This window comes from Dialister histaminiformans (assembly GCF_900103425.1).
Classification (GTDB): Bacteria; Bacillota; Negativicutes; order Veillonellales; family Dialisteraceae; genus Allisonella; species Allisonella histaminiformans.
On sequence record NZ_FMXA01000004.1, the window covers coordinates 26,316 to 39,400 of the forward strand.

The following is a 13,085-nucleotide window of genomic DNA, read 5'->3' on the forward strand; positions in this document are numbered from 1 at the left end:
GTTATTGTGCGCTGGAAAAGAAAAATAGGATTATGGATGGCCATGCTGGCCATCCCGGCTGCAGCTGGTGCCGCAGATCTTGTAAATCCGTTTACGGAGTCCTATCAGGAGATTCCGATGAAAACCACAGTGAAGGAAGGCACATTGCTGGTGTCTGATTCCCCGGAGTATCCAAATGCAGCGGGAATTCTGGCTAAAGGGACAATTAAGGGAAGAGGACGGATTTATTATTACAATGTTAATGCTTCTGGAGCGCCGGTCCGGTTGGTGATCTATGCGGATAACAAAAAGAATGCGGATATTCAGATAGAAAGAAATCTGACCGGGGATGGCAGCATGGATTATATTTCTACAGGAAGGACATTGTCCTACCGGGAAGCCACGGTGGAAGCTGCGCAGCCGGAAAAGATAAAAATAAAGGCTAAAAGCCACAGATACTGGCGGCAGCCAGCCCGGATCCGATTCCGGACCAGATGCTGGTAAGTGGTATACTGGAAGTTAATACGAAAAAGTCGGTTACCTTTGGCGTAGCCGTTTTGCCGGCAGATGCCAATACTGAGGAAGCGGAGGAAAAGGCACTGAAGGATCTGGAGGTCCTTCCGGCCGATTTCCACAATCGTCGTGGTGTATTTCCGATGGCCATAGAGAAGGAAAATGAAGCGCCCTGGGATGTGGCCGAGAGACCGGGGAGTATAGTTATTGGCGATGGAAAGATTGATTCCTACTATCCGGGTTATGATGAACTGGATAAGGTCAATCGTTCTAATGCAGGAAATTTTGGTATGGAGTATGATATCACTGTTCATACAAAGGGAACAGGACAATACCGACTTCTCTTCAATCCCCTGGGAGGGATTTATGAAGGTACATTCACCGTATGGGAAAAGGTTATTCCTTCCGTATATAATGTAGAAGGACATAATGGATATTTTGGAAACAAAACCATATATGATGTATGGAATATGGGAGTATGGAATGCAGGCAATGATTTGCATATCCATTTCACAGTAGCAGGAGCTACGTATCTCCCGTTCCGTTTTCTGCTGATTCCTGTAAATGGAGACCAGAAGGCTTTCCCTGCAGAAGATAAAGTATAGAAGTTCCAAGGAGGAAAGGATGAAATTCATTCAGTATAAGATTGGGGACATTGTGCAAATGAAGAAAAAACATCCCTGTGGTTCTCAGGAGTGGGAAGTTATGCAGCTGGGGGCGGATATGCGTGTAAAGTGCTGTGGATGCGGCCGCATGGTCCTCATTGCCAGGCCTAAATTCATAAAGGGGACAAAAAAGATTCTTAACCGGGATATGAATGAAAAGCTGGAACTGGAAAAACGTAGCGAAGAATCCACCATGGGCTGAAAAATGGTAATGACTGGTAAGTGAGAAAGAAGTATTGAGAAATCAATGCTTCTTTTTTTTGAGGATGTATAAAAGAAAAAATAGAAAAGGATGGGGATGAGGGAAATTATCTTTCAGATAAGAGGAGGGAAAAGCCAGGCAGAATGGGGTTTTTCAGAAAATCAGGGAAAATGTAAATTATTTTTTCTAATATGTATAGACAACGTAAGTTTATGGTGCTATAATCTATAAACGTGATAGGAACGGCCAACACGGCCTGAAAGATGAAAGAAAAGAGCACTTGACAATATAAATTGTCTGATGTAAAATGTATTTCGTCACTTATCTGCTGGCGTAGCTCAGTTGGTAGAGCAGCTGATTTGTAATCAGCAGGTCGTAGGTTCAAGTCCTATTGCCAGCTCCAATTATGGATGGATGCCCGAGTGGTTAAAGGGAGCAGACTGTAAATCTGCCGGCTCACGCCTACATAGGTTCGAATCCTATTCCATCCACCATTTTTTTCGCGGGGTGGAGCAGTTGGTAGCTCGTCGGGCTCATAACCCGAAGGTCGTAGGTTCAAGTCCTACCCCCGCAACCATGTTTTTTATACGAATATTCGTTTAAATATATTTGCTGATATAGCTCAGTCGGTAGAGCGTATCCTTGGTAAGGATAAGGTCACCAGTTCAATCCTGGTTATCAGCTCCATTGGCGGTATAGCTCAGCTGGCTAGAGCAAGCGGTTCATACCCGCTGTGTCCGGAGTTCAAATCTCTGTACCGCCACCAACACAAAATCTTGACCCGAAAGGGTCTTTTTTTTATGTTTTTTCATGTATCATTCTTGAGAAACCACATATAAGAATGTATAATGAATACAGCAAATTTTTTTCATATGGAGGAATTGAAAATGGCAAAAGCACATTATGAAAGAACTAAGCCGCATGTTAACATTGGTACAATTGGCCACGTTGACCACGGCAAGACAACTCTGACTGCAGCAATTACTAAGGTACTGGCTGAAGAAGGTAAGGCAAACTTCCAGGACTATGCATCCATTGATAAGGCACCGGAAGAAAGAGCCCGTGGTATTACCATTAATACTTCTACTATCGAATATGAAACCGAAACCCGCCACTACGCACACGTAGACTGCCCAGGGCACGCTGACTATGTTAAGAACATGATCACCGGCGCAGCTCAGATGGACGGCGCTATCCTGGTTGTATCCGCAGCTGACGGCCCGATGCCGCAGACCCGCGAACACATCCTTCTTGCTAAGCAGGTAGGCGTTCCGGCAATCGTAGTATTCCTGAACAAGGCTGACCAGGTTGATGATCCGGAACTGATTGAACTGGTAGAAATGGAAGTCAGAGACCTCCTGTCCGAATACGGCTATCCAGGCGATGAAGTACCGATTATCGTTGGTTCCGCACTTGGCGCTCTCAATGGCGATCCGAAGTATGAACAGTCCATCCGCGACCTTATGAAGGCTGTTGATGAATACATTCCAACTCCGGAACGTGATACCGATAAGCCATTCCTGATGCCAGTGGAAGACGTATTCACCATTACCGGCCGTGGTACCGTAGCAACTGGCCGAGTAGAACGTGGTACTCTGAAGGTAGGCGACGCAGCTGAAATCGTTGGTCTCCAGGATAAGCCAACTGAAACTGTTGTAACCGGCGTTGAAATGTTCAGAAAGACTCTGGACCAGGCACTGGCTGGTGACTCCATCGGCGCTCTGCTCCGTGGTATTGACCGCGATGATATCGAACGTGGTCAGGTTCTGGCTAAGCCGGGCACTGTTCACCCACACACTGAATTCACCGCTCAGGTATATGTTCTGACCAAGGAAGAAGGCGGCCGTCATACTCCGTTCTTCAACGGCTATCGCCCGCAGTTCTTCTTCAGAACCACTGACGTAACCGGCAACATCCAGCTGCCGGAAGGCACCGAAATGTGCATGCCAGGCGATAATGTAGAAATGGACGTTAAGCTCATTACTCCAATCGCTATGGAAGAAGGTCAGCGCTTCGCAATTCGTGAAGGCGGCCACACTGTAGGTGCAGGCGTTGTAGCTAAGATTGTTAAGTAATTAACAGTAAATAACGCGCTATAAAAAGATGAGGATTCATTCCTCATCTTTTTTGTGCCCGCATGAGAACGCTCATCGGAATCGAGTCGAAAGAAAATAAAAAGTTAAAAATGTACTCTTGACATCGTATGGCATAAGGAGTATTATACATTCAACAATTTTTATACGTCTATGATAAACCTGTGACGCGGAAGTAAAAACGATGTCGTGCATGCACAGAGAGCCGGAGGGGATGAGAACCGGTCAACGCAGCTCGTTAAATGGACCGCTGAGGGCAGGGTGAAAGGCTGAGGCTGAGTATCCCCTGACGTGAAGGCATACGTAAGTTGCCGGGAATATGTTGGTATTCCGTCGAGAGCAGAGAGGTTTACTCTCTGAATTTAAGGTGGCACCGCGGATAAAATCCGTCCTTGATAAATCACATTTATCATGGACGGATTTTTTGTATTCAGGAGGACATCTATATGATGACATTGCAGGAAATCCTTACCTACCGGGGAGCCTATAAAGTAGTTCCAGTGGCCGATGAAATGTACGCAGATGTGCGGACACCGATGGAAGTGTTTCGAATCGTGAGAAATATCAGTTCTCACTGCTATATTCTTGAAAGTATGGAAGACAGCCACAATCGGGGACGTTACACCTTTATCGGATACGACCCGCAGCTGGGGATAAGCTGCCGGGATGGACAGGTGCGGATTCGTACGGGGACAACGGTGAGCATAAAGACAACCCGTCCGCAGGATCTCATTCAGCAGATTCTGGAAGAAAACAAGGCACCACGTATTGAGGGGATGCCGCCATTTACCGGCGGACTGACAGGATATTTCTCGTATGAATTTATCACGTACGCGGAACCGTCGCTGCATCTTTCGGCGGAAGATGATGAAGGTATTTCCGATCTGGATCTCATGCTTTTTGATAAGGTCATTGTGTTTGATAACCTGAAGCAGAAAATTCAGCTGATTGTCAATGTAAGACTGGATGACGCGGAAGAAAATTATAACCGGGCATGTCTGGAAATACGCAGGATGAAGACATTGATTAAGGACGGAAATCCGGCACCGGAAAATCCGCTGATTCTTCAGAGCGAGTTTACCCCGCTATTCTCCCGGGAAGCCTATTGCCGCATGGTGGAAAAGGGAAAGCAGTATATCCATGAAGGGGATATTTTCCAGGTGGTCTTATCCAACCGGCTGGAAGCTAAGGCGAAAGGAAGCCTGCTTGACACATATCGGGTGCTTCGCACATTGAATCCTTCGCCTTATATGTTTTTCTTCAGCGGGAGTGATGTGGAAATTGCCGGCGCTTCACCGGAAACCCTGACCAAATTACAGAATGGGAAATTATATACGTTTCCACTGGCTGGCTCCAGGCCTCGCGGCAGTACGGCAGAAGAGGATGCCAGACTTTGTGAGGAGCTTAGAAACAATGAGAAGGAGCTGGCAGAACATAATATGCTGGTCGACCTGGGAAGAAACGATCTGGGTAAAGTTAGCCGGTTCGGAACCGTATGCGTGGAAAGATATCTGGATATTCATAAGTATTCCCACATCATGCATCTGGGCTCTACAGTGAGCGGTGAAATACAGGAAGGCAAGACCGCGCTGGATGTTATTTCCGCGGTGCTTCCGGCAGGGACCCTGTCCGGAGCTCCTAAAATCAGAGCCTGCCAGATTATTGATGAACTGGAAGGACGTCGGCGTGGAATCTACGGCGGAGCCGTCGGATATATTGATTTCACCGGAAATATGGATATGTGCATAGGTATCCGCCTGGCTTATAAGAGAAATGATCATGTATATATCCGCGCGGGAGCGGGGATTGTGGCAGACAGTATTCCTGAAAATGAATACCAGGAATGTATCAATAAAGCCAAAGCGGTAGTTCTGGCCGTAAAAGAAAGCAATGGAGGTCTGGATGATGATAGTGCTCGTTGATAACTATGACAGTTTTTCCTATAACCTCTACCAGATGCTGGGAGAGATGGACAGACATATCGCAGTCGTAAGAAATGATGAAAAGACAGTCAGTGAAATTGAAGCTATGCATCCTGATTACCTGGTAATTTCCCCGGGGCCGGGCAGACCGGCGGACGCGGGAATCTGCGAAGAGGCTATTCTGCATTTTGCAGGGAAAGTCCCCATCCTCGGGGTATGCCTGGGGCATCAGGCCATATGTGAAGTGTTTGGCGGGGAAGTTACCTATGCGGATCACCTGATGCATGGAAAACAGTCCATAGTGCATCTGGACACCCGGTCCCCCATATTCGCGGGGATGGGGAAAACAACCAAAGTCGGGAGATACCATTCCCTGATAGCGAAAAGGGATAACCTGCCGGATTGCCTTCAGGTAATAGCGGAAACGGACCAGAAGGAAATTATGGCAGTAAGCCACAGGGACTATCCGATATATGGACTTCAGTTTCATCCGGAATCCATCCTTACACCGGATGGACGGCAGATGATGGAAAATTTTCTGAATATCAGAGAGGGAGGAAATAAAAATGATTAAGGAAGCAATTATCAAGCTGGTTAATAAAGGCGATCTTACCTATGACGAAGCAAAGCAGGTTATGCTGGAAATCATGAAAGGGGAAACCACGGCTACACAGAACGCGGCTTTCCTGGCTGCGCTGTCTACTAAGAGCACAAAGGCAGAAACCATTGATGAAATTTCTGGATGCGCTGAGGCTATGCGCTCGCTGGCAACTCCGGTACCGCATCCGGGAATGGAAGTAATGGAAATCGTAGGAACTGGCGGAGATGGAGCTCATTCTTTCAATATCTCCACCACATCAGCCTTTGTGGTGGCAGCAGCCGGCGTCAAAGTGGCCAAGCACGGAAACCGGGCAGCTTCTTCTCTCTGCGGTACAGCGGATTGTCTGGAAGCTTTGGGGATAAATATTAATCAGCCTCCGGAAAAAGCGCTGGAAATGCTGGAAAAGACCAATTTTTGTTTCCTGTTTGCTCAGAAGTATCATGCGGCCATGCGGTTTGTAGGGCCTATTCGCAAAGAGCTGGGGTTCCGTACAGTATTTAATATTCTGGGACCGCTCACCAATCCGGCAAAACCGGAATATTTCCTGCTGGGGGTCTATGATGAATATCTGGTAGAACCTCTGGCTAAGGTATTGGCATCTCTTGGTGTAAAGAGAGCCGCTGTAGTTTACGGACAGGCGCGACTGGATGAAATTTCCCCTGTCGGTTCGACCACCATCTGTGAACTCAGAGATGGTTATTACCGTACAACAGTAATCCGGCCGGAAGACTTTGGAATGACGTCGGGGAACAAGGAGGAACTGGTTGGCGGTGTGCCGGAATTGAATGCGCAGATCACCCGGGATATCTTGTCCGGAAAGACTAAGGGAACCAGAAGAAATGCTGTACTGCTTAATGCAGGGACCGCATTGTTTACTGCCGGCAGAGCAGAGACTATTGCGGACGGAATTCAGCTGGCGGCTCGAATGATTGACAGTGGAAAAGCTATGGAAACGCTGGAAAAGTGCATAGCAGTAAGTAATCAGTGAAAGGACTACCTATGATACTTGATGATCTGGTAAAGGCGGCTGAAGAAGCGCTTAAAGGGGATAAGGCGGCGATTTCCCCTGAACAGATGGAAGCTCTGGCGGAGACCTCTCCATATAAACCGGACTTTCCTTTTGAAAAGGCTCTGTCGAAAGATGGTATTTCCTTCATCTGTGAAGTGAAGAGAGCATCTCCCTCTAAGGGGATGATTTCTCCTTCCTTTCCTTATCTGGATATTGCCAGAGAGTACGAACGGATAGGGGCATCTGCCATTTCTTGCCTCACAGAGAGGAAATATTTCCTTGGGAAACCGGAATATCTTCGGGATATAGCCAGTATAGTATCCATTCCGGTACTGAGAAAAGATTTTATTATTGACGAATATCAGATTTATGAGGCCCGTGCGCTGGGAGCTTCCGCTATTCTTCTCATCTGCGCCATCCTTACGGATGAAAAGATGAAGCGTTTTATGACACTGGCCGATTCTCTCGGGCTGTCTGTGCTTACCGAAGTGCATGATGAGGAGGAAGTCAGACGGGCGCTGGCCGCGGGAGCCCGGATTATTGGGATCAATAACCGGAATCTGAAAGATTTTACGGTCTCCCTCTCCAACGCGGTCAGATTGAGTTCCCTGATTCCGGAGGATGTCCTCTTTGTGGCGGAAAGCGGAATCAGAACGCGGAAGGATATTGAAACGCTGGAGCAATGTGGAGCTGATGCGGTACTTATCGGCGAGACATTTATGAGGGCGCCGGACAAGGAAAAGATGTTTGATACCCTGAGGGACGGTACAAGATGATGAAAGTAAAGTTCTGCGGGCTTAAGCGGCCATGTGATGTACTTTGGGCGAACCGCCTTCAGCCAGATTATGTCGGGTTTGTCTTTGCGGGACGTAAACGGCGTATATCCGACCTGCAGGCACGGAAACTGAGGAAGCTTCTGGACAGGAAGATTCCAGCGGTTGGGGTGTTTGTCAATGCACCGACAGAGCACATCATCCGCCTGGTGCAGAAGGACATCATTCAGGCAGTACAGCTCCATGGGCAGGAAGGCGAAGCGGATATACGGCGTATCCGGCAGGCCGTAATCTGTCCAATCATTCAGGCGTTCTCGCTTAACGGGGATGAAGATGTGGCCCGAGCAGAGAAAAGCGGGGCGGATTACATTCTCCTGGAGGCTGCCGGGGGCGGCAGTGGAGAACGCTTTAACTGGAAATGGCTGTGTCAGATAAGGCGGCCGTTTTTCCTGGCCGGGGGGCTGACAGCTGAATGTATAGAAGAAGCCAGCCGGTATCATCCGTTTGCTCTGGATGTGAGCAGCGGTATTGAGACAGATGGTTTTAAAGATAAGAAAAAGATGGAGAAGTTCATCAGAGAAGCAAGACGTATTTAAGGAGGAAAGACCTATGACAGAAGGAAGATTTGGTCCGTTTGGAGGACAGTATATTCCTGAAACATTGATGAATGAAATTCATCGACTGGAAAAAGCTTACAATTTCTATAAACACGATGCGGATTTTCAGGCAGAACTGAAGGACCTGCTGGATAATTATGCCAACCGTCCATCCCTTCTCTACTACGCGAAGAAGATGACAGAGGATCTGGGCGGAGCCAAAATCTATCTGAAGAGAGAAGATCTCAATCATACCGGAGCACATAAGATTAATAATGCGCTGGGACAGTGCCTGCTGGCTAAGAAAATGGGTAAGACCCGCGTCATCGCGGAAACTGGCGCGGGACAGCATGGGGTGGCTACTGCCACGGCAGCGGCGTTCCTGGGACTGGAATGTGAAGTATTCATGGGAGAGGAAGATACTAAGAGACAGGCATTGAACGTATACCGCATGGAACTGCTTGGCGCTAAGGTACACGCCGTGACTTCTGGCTCCCGGGTGCTGAAGGACGCGGTTAATGAAGCTATGCGTGAATGGGTAAGCCGTGTGGATGACACACATTATGTCATTGGCTCTACTATGGGACCACATCCATTCCCGATGATGGTCAGAGATTTTCAGGCGGTAATAAGCAAGGAAGCCCGCCAGCAGATTCTGGAAAAGGAAGGCCGGCTGCCTTCTGCCGTACTGGCCTGTGTAGGCGGCGGAAGCAATGCCATGGGCATGTTCTATCATTTTATTCCGGACAAGGACGTGAAGCTGATTGGATGCGAAGCGGCCGGAAAAGGTATAGATACTCCTTATCACGCGGCAACCATTGCTAAAGGGCGCATGGGGATATTCCACGGTATGAAATCTCTGTTCTGCCAGAATGATCAGGGCCAGATTGATGCCGTATACTCCATTTCTGCAGGGCTGGATTATCCGGGAATCGGCCCGGAACATGCGTATCTGCATGAATCCGGAAGAGCGCAGTATGTTCCGGTTAAGGATGATGAAGCGGTAGAAGCTTTTGAATACCTGGCCCGGACCGAAGGAATTATCTGTGCCATCGAAAGTGCGCATGCGGTTTATCATGCGATGCAGATTGCGCCGACTATGAGCCGGGATGATATTATTCTCATCTGCCTGTCTGGACGCGGAGATAAGGATGTGGCAGCTATTGCCCGCTATAAGGGGAGGGATTTACATGAGTAAGATTGGAAATGCATTTAAGAATGGAAAAGCCTTTATCGGATTCCTTACTGCAGGAGATCCGTCACTGGAAGATACTCTGCGCTTTATGAAAGCTATGGAAAGGGGCGGTGCCGACCTGATTGAACTGGGGATTCCTTTCTCTGATCCTATTGCTGAAGGTATAGTTATTCAGGAAGCTGATTTGCGGGCTCTGGAGCATAACACCTCGGTAGATGACGCTTTCCATGTGGTGGAAGAATTCAGAAAAGAATCCGATCTGCCGGTTGTATTTATGGGCTATGTAAATCCTATATTCAATTACGGATATGACCGCTTTTTCCACAAGTGTGCAGATATTGGTGTGGATGGAGTCATTGTGCCGGATGTACCATTTGAAGAACGTAATGAATTTGCGGATGTGGCCAGAACCTATGGAATCGATATTATTTCCATGATTGCGCCCACATCCCATGACCGAATTAAACAGATTGCCCGTGTTGGGGAAGGATTCCTTTATATTATTTCTTCTCTGGGAGTTACCGGTACACGAAGCGAAATCACAACCGATATCCGGGAAATCACCAGCCTGGCTCATGAGGTGACCGATGTTCCCTGCGCAGTAGGGTTTGGTATCAATACGCCGGAACAGGCGGAAGAAATGGCGGCTCAGGCCGATGGTATCATCGTGGGAAGTGCCATTGTGAAGATTATTGCCAGATATGGAAGTGAGGCAGCGGAACCTGTGTATGAATATGTAAAGACGATGAAACAGGCCGCCGCCAGAGCTGGGAAATAATACATCACACGTAAATGTGCATACTGGAAATGAAACATTGAACCAGTATGGAAAGGAAACAGGGACTCCGGAGAGGATAAGCTTTCCGGAATCCCTGTTCCCGCCTTTCTGTATATGTATATATGGTTAATACAATAATATAAATACAGGGAATGGCAGGGAGGAAGCCCCAGCAGATACAGTAAAGACAGAAAATATATGAAAAAAGTGAAAAAAGAGCATTTTACAGCTTGCTTAGTAGAGTTTCTTATGTTAGAATGATTCTGCTGGGAAAAACCCGGCTTTTTTAAATGAAAAATCCAATTGACTCGCAATCATGCGTATGATATACTTACTAGGCATGTTGTAATAGGATTGACCGGAAAGATTCAAGTGAGGTGTAAACAATGCGTGATGGAATTACTCTTGCTTGCACAGAATGCAAGCGCCGCAATTATCGCACAAACAAGAACAAGAAGAATAATGCGGAACGTATCGAAATGATGAAGTATTGCAAATGGTGCAAGAAGCACACCCTGCACAAGGAAACCAAGTAATATATCTGTTTAGTGAACTGGGGTGTAAGCATGGCGAAACGTCGAGTATCATCTGTAGAAGAAAAAAGTAATGCATGGACCCGATTCTTCCGTGAAACAAAAATGGAAATGAAAAAGGTCATCTGGCCGACGAAGAGACAGTTAACGCAGTATACGATAGCCGTTGTCTCGTCCGTAGTACTTGTTTCCTTCCTGATCGTTATCGTTGATTTCGTGTTTATGCAGCTCTCCAAGCTGTTGGTAGGAACCATTGGCTAAGGGAGGAGGATAGCATGACTGAGATTAAAAATGACGAACTGAATACGGTAGATGAACAGAAGGCAGAAAGCCCGAAAAAGGATATCCGCTGGTATGTGATTCATACCTATTCCGGATATGAAAACAAGGTATTGGATACTCTGACCCGTAAGGTTCATTCCATGGGAATGGAAGATACCATTAAGGAAATTCTGCTCCCAATGCATGATGAAGAAGAAGTAAAGGATGGGGAAAAGAAAGTGGTTTCCCGCAAGATTTTCCCGGGATACCTTCTGATTCATATGGAAGTAAATGATCACAGCTGGTACGTTGTCAGAAATACGCCAGGCGTTACCGGTTTTGTTGGTACAACCACCAAGCCGATTCCGCTTACAGATGAAGAAGCTCAGCGTATTCTCAACGCTAACCAGAAAAAGGTGGCTGTACATACCCGCGTCAAGGTGGGAGACAAGATCCGTATTACCCAGGGGGCATTTGCGGATAATGTGGCTACCGTTACAGAAGTAGCTGAAGACCGCAAGAGTATTCATGCAGAAATCAGCGCTTTTGGCAATACAAGTACTATTGAATTAGAAGCAGGGTTCTTTGAACCACTGAACTAATTATACATTCAGGCGTCAGCCTGATGCGGGCAGGCCTTGTACTTGACCTGTCCGCTGTGGGAGGGCCCGTTACAGCCCGTAACAACCACATTCCCAATAAGGAGAAGGAGGTGTAACATACAAAATGGCAAAGAAAATTTCTAAGGTAGTTAAACTGCAGGTAGCTGCAGGCAAAGCCACTCCAGCACCGCCAGTAGGTCCAGCACTGGGCCAGGCAGGTGTCAACATTATGGCTTTCGTTAAGGATTTCAATGACCGTACTGCAAAGCAGATGGGCCTGATTATTCCTGTTGAAATTACCGTATTTGAAGATAGAAGCTTCACATTCATCTGCAAGACTCCGCCAGCAGCAGTACTGCTGAAGAAGGCTGCAGGGATTGAAACAGCTTCTGGTGAACCGAACAAGACCAAGGTCGGCAAGGTCACCAAGGCACAGGTTAAGGAAATCGCTGAAACCAAGATGCCTGACCTGAACGCTAATACCGTTGAAGCAGCAATGCGCATGGTAGAAGGCACAGCTCGCAGCATGGGTATCGAAGTTGTAGACTAAGACTGAATCATTCGTGGCAGGGGAAACCCGTTGACCACAAAGGAGAAAATAATGGCAAAACTGACAAAGAAACAGAAGGCAGTAGCAGCCATCGTTGACAGTCATAAGCTCTATGACCTCGACGAAGCTGTAAGCCTGCTCAAGAAGGCAGCAACTGCGAAGTTCGACGAATCTGTTGAACTCTCTTTCCACTTAAATGTTAATCCGAAGTTCGCTGATCAGCAGATCCGTGGCGCAACTGTTCTTCCATTTGGTACCGGCAAGTCCAAGAAGGTTCTTGTATTTGCAAAGGATCATCAGGAAGAAGAAGCTAAGGCTGCAGGCGCTGACTATGTAGGCGGCAAGGAATACGCAGATAAGATTATGCAGGGTTGGCTCGACTTTGATGTAGTTGTAGCTACCCCGAATATGATGGCTGTTGTTGGTCGTCTCGGCCGTATTCTCGGACCGAAGGGTTTGATGCCAAATCCGAAGGTTGGAACCGTAACCATGGACGTAACCAAGGCTATCAATGAAATCAAGGCCGGCAAGGTTGAATACCGCGCCGACAAGGCTGGCAATGTACAGGCTCTCGTAGGCAAGGCTTCCTTTGATGAAGAAAAGCTGAAGGGAAATATCCGTGCATTGTTCGATCAGATCGTGAAAGCTCGCCCGGCATCCGTTAAGGGTGTATACATGAAGAGCGCTACTATTTGCTCTACCATGGGACCAGGCGTTCACCTCGACCTGACCAAGATTGCAGCTCCAAAGGCTGAATAATTTTTGTTTATTTACGCTTAGCTTAAGACCGGCGGTATGTTATAATGGGCATTA

General features: G+C 47.4%; 16 protein-coding genes and 5 tRNA genes. All 21 read left to right on the top strand.

Annotated elements, in window-relative coordinates:
- Positions 1–6 precede the first annotated feature (6 nt).
- The 21 genes from BLQ79_RS01330 (at position 7) to rplA (ending at position 13,031) form a co-directional block, all read left to right on the top strand.
- Entirely contained in the window at positions 7–483 is a 477-nt protein-coding gene (locus BLQ79_RS01330) for a hypothetical protein (protein WP_091363047.1), read from the top strand.
- Entirely contained in the window at positions 474–1,097 is a 624-nt protein-coding gene (locus BLQ79_RS01335; protein ID WP_091363049.1) for a hypothetical protein, read from the top strand. The genes BLQ79_RS01330 and BLQ79_RS01335 overlap by 10 nt, the downstream gene beginning before the upstream one ends.
- 19 nt (positions 1,098–1,116) lie before the next feature.
- The gene (locus tag BLQ79_RS01340; protein ID WP_091363051.1) at positions 1,117–1,359 is read left to right on the top strand and encodes a DUF951 domain-containing protein; all 243 of its coding nucleotides are present in this window, start codon (positions 1,117–1,119) and stop codon (positions 1,357–1,359) included.
- Between the two features lie 327 nt (positions 1,360–1,686).
- A tRNA-Thr gene (locus tag BLQ79_RS01345) sits at positions 1,687–1,762 on the top strand.
- Positions 1,763–1,767: 5 nt separating this feature from the next.
- Positions 1,768–1,853, top strand: a tRNA-Tyr gene (locus BLQ79_RS01350).
- 7 nt (positions 1,854–1,860) lie between these two features.
- A tRNA-Met gene (locus tag BLQ79_RS01355) sits at positions 1,861–1,936 on the top strand.
- Between the two features lie 34 nt (positions 1,937–1,970).
- A tRNA-Thr gene (locus BLQ79_RS01360) sits at positions 1,971–2,046 on the top strand.
- A gap of 2 nt (positions 2,047–2,048) precedes the next feature.
- A tRNA-Met gene (locus BLQ79_RS01365) sits at positions 2,049–2,125 on the top strand.
- 121 nt (positions 2,126–2,246) lie between these two features.
- Positions 2,247–3,434, top strand: coding sequence for an elongation factor Tu (gene tuf, locus BLQ79_RS01370; protein ID WP_091363053.1), 1,188 nt, complete (start codon positions 2,247–2,249; stop codon positions 3,432–3,434).
- A 464-nt stretch (positions 3,435–3,898) separates the two neighbouring features.
- On the top strand, positions 3,899–5,374 hold the full coding sequence (locus tag BLQ79_RS01375) for an anthranilate synthase component I family protein (RefSeq protein ID WP_200779801.1): 1,476 nt from the start codon (positions 3,899–3,901) through the stop codon (positions 5,372–5,374).
- Positions 5,358–5,948: an anthranilate synthase component II gene (locus BLQ79_RS01380; RefSeq protein ID WP_091363273.1), complete on the top strand. Its 591-nt coding sequence runs from the start codon at positions 5,358–5,360 to the stop codon at positions 5,946–5,948. The genes BLQ79_RS01375 and BLQ79_RS01380 overlap by 17 nt, the downstream gene beginning before the upstream one ends.
- Positions 5,941–6,963 (top strand): anthranilate phosphoribosyltransferase, encoded by a 1,023-nt coding sequence (gene trpD / locus BLQ79_RS01385; protein WP_091363055.1) that lies wholly within the window; start codon positions 5,941–5,943, stop codon positions 6,961–6,963. Before BLQ79_RS01380 ends, trpD begins: the two co-directional genes overlap by 8 nt.
- 11 nt (positions 6,964–6,974) lie before the next feature.
- A complete protein-coding gene (gene trpC / locus BLQ79_RS01390; RefSeq protein ID WP_091363059.1) occupies positions 6,975–7,760 on the top strand; it encodes an indole-3-glycerol phosphate synthase TrpC in 786 nt (261 codons plus the stop codon).
- The gene (locus tag BLQ79_RS01395) at positions 7,757–8,353 is read left to right on the top strand and encodes a phosphoribosylanthranilate isomerase (protein ID WP_091363061.1); all 597 of its coding nucleotides are present in this window, start codon (positions 7,757–7,759) and stop codon (positions 8,351–8,353) included. Before trpC ends, BLQ79_RS01395 begins: the two co-directional genes overlap by 4 nt.
- A 13-nt stretch (positions 8,354–8,366) precedes the next feature.
- Positions 8,367–9,551 carry a tryptophan synthase subunit beta gene (gene trpB / locus BLQ79_RS01400; RefSeq protein WP_091363063.1) on the top strand — a complete coding sequence of 395 codons (1,185 nt, stop codon included), beginning with the start codon at positions 8,367–8,369 and terminating at the stop codon, positions 9,549–9,551.
- Positions 9,544–10,326, top strand: coding sequence for a tryptophan synthase subunit alpha (gene trpA / locus BLQ79_RS01405; protein WP_091363065.1), 783 nt, complete (start codon positions 9,544–9,546; stop codon positions 10,324–10,326). The genes trpB and trpA overlap by 8 nt, the downstream gene beginning before the upstream one ends.
- A gap of 386 nt (positions 10,327–10,712) precedes the next feature.
- Entirely contained in the window at positions 10,713–10,862 is a 150-nt protein-coding gene (gene rpmG, locus BLQ79_RS01410) for a 50S ribosomal protein L33 (RefSeq protein ID WP_091363067.1), read from the top strand.
- Positions 10,863–10,892: 30 nt separating this feature from the next.
- Positions 10,893–11,120, top strand: a complete 228-nt coding sequence (gene secE / locus BLQ79_RS01415) for a preprotein translocase subunit SecE (protein ID WP_091363070.1) — start codon at positions 10,893–10,895, stop codon at positions 11,118–11,120.
- Positions 11,121–11,134: 14 nt separating this feature from the next.
- Entirely contained in the window at positions 11,135–11,722 is a 588-nt protein-coding gene (nusG, locus tag BLQ79_RS01420) for a transcription termination/antitermination protein NusG (RefSeq protein ID WP_091363072.1), read from the top strand.
- 124 nt (positions 11,723–11,846) lie between these two features.
- Positions 11,847–12,272: a 50S ribosomal protein L11 gene (gene rplK / locus BLQ79_RS01425; RefSeq protein ID WP_091363074.1), complete on the top strand. Its 426-nt coding sequence runs from the start codon at positions 11,847–11,849 to the stop codon at positions 12,270–12,272.
- Between the two features lie 51 nt (positions 12,273–12,323).
- Positions 12,324–13,031 carry a 50S ribosomal protein L1 gene (gene rplA, locus BLQ79_RS01430; protein ID WP_091363076.1) on the top strand — a complete coding sequence of 236 codons (708 nt, stop codon included), beginning with the start codon at positions 12,324–12,326 and terminating at the stop codon, positions 13,029–13,031.
- Positions 13,032–13,085 lie beyond the last annotated feature (54 nt).

What these genes read in the sequence shown, in the direction of transcription:
- BLQ79_RS01335 (WP_091363049.1), top strand. Translation starts at nt 474, where the DNA reads ATGCTGGTAAGTGGTATACTGGAAGTTAATACGAAAAAGTCGGTTACC.
- BLQ79_RS01340 (WP_091363051.1), top strand. Translation starts at nt 1,117, where the DNA reads ATGAAATTCATTCAGTATAAGATTGGGGACATTGTGCAAATGAAGAAA.
- tuf (WP_091363053.1), top strand. Translation starts at nt 2,247, where the DNA reads ATGGCAAAAGCACATTATGAAAGAACTAAGCCGCATGTTAACATTGGT.
- BLQ79_RS01375 (WP_200779801.1), top strand. Translation starts at nt 3,899, where the DNA reads ATGATGACATTGCAGGAAATCCTTACCTACCGGGGAGCCTATAAAGTA.
- BLQ79_RS01380 (WP_091363273.1), top strand. Translation starts at nt 5,358, where the DNA reads ATGATAGTGCTCGTTGATAACTATGACAGTTTTTCCTATAACCTCTAC.
- trpD (WP_091363055.1), top strand. Translation starts at nt 5,941, where the DNA reads ATGATTAAGGAAGCAATTATCAAGCTGGTTAATAAAGGCGATCTTACC.
- trpC (WP_091363059.1), top strand. Translation starts at nt 6,975, where the DNA reads ATGATACTTGATGATCTGGTAAAGGCGGCTGAAGAAGCGCTTAAAGGG.
- BLQ79_RS01395 (WP_091363061.1), top strand. Translation starts at nt 7,757, where the DNA reads ATGATGAAAGTAAAGTTCTGCGGGCTTAAGCGGCCATGTGATGTACTT.
- trpB (WP_091363063.1), top strand. Translation starts at nt 8,367, where the DNA reads ATGACAGAAGGAAGATTTGGTCCGTTTGGAGGACAGTATATTCCTGAA.
- trpA (WP_091363065.1), top strand. Translation starts at nt 9,544, where the DNA reads ATGAGTAAGATTGGAAATGCATTTAAGAATGGAAAAGCCTTTATCGGA.
- rpmG (WP_091363067.1), top strand. Translation starts at nt 10,713, where the DNA reads ATGCGTGATGGAATTACTCTTGCTTGCACAGAATGCAAGCGCCGCAAT.
- secE (WP_091363070.1), top strand. Translation starts at nt 10,893, where the DNA reads ATGGCGAAACGTCGAGTATCATCTGTAGAAGAAAAAAGTAATGCATGG.
- nusG (WP_091363072.1), top strand. Translation starts at nt 11,135, where the DNA reads ATGACTGAGATTAAAAATGACGAACTGAATACGGTAGATGAACAGAAG.
- rplK (WP_091363074.1), top strand. Translation starts at nt 11,847, where the DNA reads ATGGCAAAGAAAATTTCTAAGGTAGTTAAACTGCAGGTAGCTGCAGGC.
- rplA (WP_091363076.1), top strand. Translation starts at nt 12,324, where the DNA reads ATGGCAAAACTGACAAAGAAACAGAAGGCAGTAGCAGCCATCGTTGAC.